We start from the raw sequence: 2,779 nt of genomic DNA, 5'->3' as shown, positions 1-2,779 counted from the left end.
TCGGGGGGGGGGCCCCCCCCCCCCCCCCCCGGGGGGGGGGGGGGGGGGGGGGGGGGGGGGGGGGGGGGGGGGCCCCCCCCGCCCCCCCGCCCGGTGCTACTCGATGCTGGCGAGGTCCCTCGTGCATCCTCCGCGGGAGAGGAGGATGCCCGCGCCGCACGTGACCAGCATGCCGACCCGTCGCCGGCTCTTGGATGGCGGCAGTGGCCTTGTGGGGTGCTCAGGTGACTCTGCGTGTCCTGCCTGCGGTGTGCCCGGGCCTGGACCCTGAGCCGTTTCGGGATGCTGATGTCCAGGCGTGCCATCCGGCGGTAGATGGTCGCCCGGCTGATTCCGATCTCCGCGGCGGCCCCGGCCACGGTGACGCCGGGGCGGGAGAGGCTGCGGATGATCTCGTCCCGTTCGAGGGACTCTAGGCGCGTGAGGCGCGTCGGCGGGCGGCTGAGGACCCCGGGGGGAAGGTGCTGCAGGTCGATCGTCGCGGTGCGTGATGCCGCCGCGCGGACGGCCCGGACGAGCTCGTCCGCGTTCCCGGGCCACTCGTATGCGGCCAGTGCGTGCTCGGCCGCGGGCGTGAATCCGACGTCGCGCATTCTCACCTCGCGCGCGGCGTGGCGGGCGATCGGCATAATGTCTGCCGCTCGCTCGCGCAGCGGCGGGAGCTCGACGACGGCCTGGACAAGCGCAGCGATCGGCGCGGGGATGTCGGGGACCTGCGCGGCGGTGACCGCCCAGATCAGCGACGGGGCGGCGACGGGAAGGGCGTCCATGGCAGCAGTGATCCGCGCGTGGACCTCGTGCGCCACCCACGCGGGAAGGGCGTCGACGTTCTCGATGATGATCGTGGTACGGGGTTTTGTCAGCTCGGGCACCCAGAGCGAGAGCCACGCCTCGACCTCCGGTGGTGCCGGGGCGGCGGCGCTCAGGACGCGGATGCCCGGGTGGGCCAGACGGAGTGCCTGCCCGAGGAGCGAGGCGCGTCCTGAGCCGGCTTCGCCGAGGACCGCCACGGGGTTCCTGGCAGCGAGGGCCCGCGCGGCCGTGTCCGCCGCGGCGGTCCACGCGGAGGACATCTCCTGCAGGGTACTGGCCTCGGGTTCGAGCCGGGTTCCCTGCACCCTGAACACCCCGCCCTTGGGCGCGGCCTTCGCGGTCTGCCCCTGGGATCGGGCGAGCATGAGCGCCGCGGTGTTGCTCGCCGCCGACTGGGCCAGAGCGAGGAGGAGGCCGCGGGACGACGTGGCCCATGTGGTGATGTTGACGCTGCCCTCGAGCCGGCCGGTGAACGGGTCCAGCACCGGGACGGCCGCACACGTGTACGTGCACAGGCTCGCGTTGTAGTGCTCCTTCGCGCTCACGAGACTGGGCGTCCGGTCTGCGAGGGCCAGACCGACCTCCGCGCCCGCTGGCTGACCAAAGCCTTTGCCCAATCAATCCGTTCAGGATCCACTACCTCAGGAGGAGAGCACTTTGATGTACATCAGCGCGAAATTCCCCGTCAAGCCCGAGCACGCTGACGCGTGGCCTGAAATCGCCAAGGATTTCACGGAGGCTACCAACGCCGAGGACGGCTGCCTGTTCTTCGAATGGTCGCGCTCCCTCGCGGACCCGAGCACGTACGTGCTGCTCGAGGCCTTCCGCGATGACGAGGCCGGCGGCGAGCACGTGAAGTCCGAGCACTTCAAGAAGGCCACCGAGGAATTGCCCGCTTACCTTTCCCGGACGCCGGACATCATCAATGTCAAGGTTGACGGCTGGTCCGAATTGGGGGAGCTCGCCGTGAGGTGAGCGTCAACTGCGGGGAGCGGACGACGGCGGGTGCGAGCCCGCCGTCGTCCGCTCGCCGTTCGGTGTGGCTCGCCTGCCCGCGTCGCGTGGGCTAACTCAGTGTGCCCAGGATGGCCTCTTCCGCCCGTGCTCCCTAGTCCGGGCACCCATCAGGTGACGGTAAGGGGTTGCGATGATCGCCCGTCGTGGCCCATGATATTTCTCGACAGCCGAGATACTCGAAAAGCGAGACTTCTATCATGGGTTTCGTCAATGGGCTGCCTGACCGATCAAAGCCGAGGCCACCCGAGGCCCCTAGCCACTTGGAGTAGATCAATGCGCACTCGTCGACTCGTCGCCGCCGCGGTGTCTGCCGCAGCACTGATGTCCTCTGTTCTCCTCGCGCCCGCAGCTCAGGCCGACGACCACGGTGCTCCGGCTCCCGAGGGCGGGGCCACGACTGTGGTGCTGAACCCGACCCTCGTGCCCGTGCTGGTCAACGCCCTTAAAGTCAGGGCGATCGCGCCCGGCGAGCTGAGCGCTCCAGCGGGGGTAGCGCAGGTGTCTTTCCCCATCACCGATGTTGAAGACGGCGTCATCGAGCATTCGGGAGGCCTTGAGTTCACGCCGCTGGGTGGCGGCGACCTGCGTTTGACCCGCTTTGACATCAACCTCTCCACCGGTCTCCTAGATGCCAAGGGGGTCCTGAACGGGACCCGCCTCCCAGGCCGGGTAGACCTGTTCGCGCTCGGTGCGGTCCGGCCCATCAACGGCCGCATCCCGGCCTGCGCAGGGACGGCCGCCGGGCTCACCCTGACGTCCACCGCGGCTCAGGCGCTCGGCGCTCCCGCATTCGCGGGGGCCTTCATCGGCGACGCATGCGTCGTCCCTGGCCAAGACGACTGACCGACCCCGATCCGGAGGCCGACTGACTCCGGCGCCGGTGACTCGCCTCCGCGAGGCGAGTCACCGGCGCTGTCCCGCAGTGGCCGCCCAGGCCCCGGCATTAAGG

General features: G+C 70.2%; 3 protein-coding genes. 2 read left to right on the top strand and 1 reads right to left on the bottom strand.

Features of this window, described 5'->3' with window-relative positions; translation table 11 throughout:
* Positions 1–1,358: helix-turn-helix domain-containing protein (locus RBS60_RS16820; RefSeq protein ID WP_307958718.1), on the bottom strand; the 1,358-nt coding region annotated here is incomplete at its 3' end.
* Positions 1,359–1,473: 115 nt separating this feature from the next.
* Here RBS60_RS16820 and RBS60_RS16815 point away from each other — a divergent pair.
* Together RBS60_RS16815 and RBS60_RS16810 are read left to right on the top strand one after the other, a co-directional pair.
* On the top strand, positions 1,474–1,788 hold the full coding sequence (locus tag RBS60_RS16815) for a putative quinol monooxygenase (protein ID WP_374049303.1): 315 nt from the start codon (positions 1,474–1,476) through the stop codon (positions 1,786–1,788).
* Positions 1,789–2,103: 315 nt separating this feature from the next.
* Positions 2,104–2,673, top strand: a complete 570-nt coding sequence (locus RBS60_RS16810) for a hypothetical protein (RefSeq protein ID WP_307958716.1) — start codon at positions 2,104–2,106, stop codon at positions 2,671–2,673.
* The last annotated feature ends 106 nt before the right edge of the window (positions 2,674–2,779 follow it).

This window comes from Sinomonas sp. ASV486, assembly GCF_030908215.1.
Lineage (GTDB): Bacteria > Actinomycetota > Actinomycetes > Actinomycetales > Micrococcaceae > Sinomonas > Sinomonas puerhi.
This window is presented reverse-complemented; position numbering and strand designations above follow the sequence as displayed.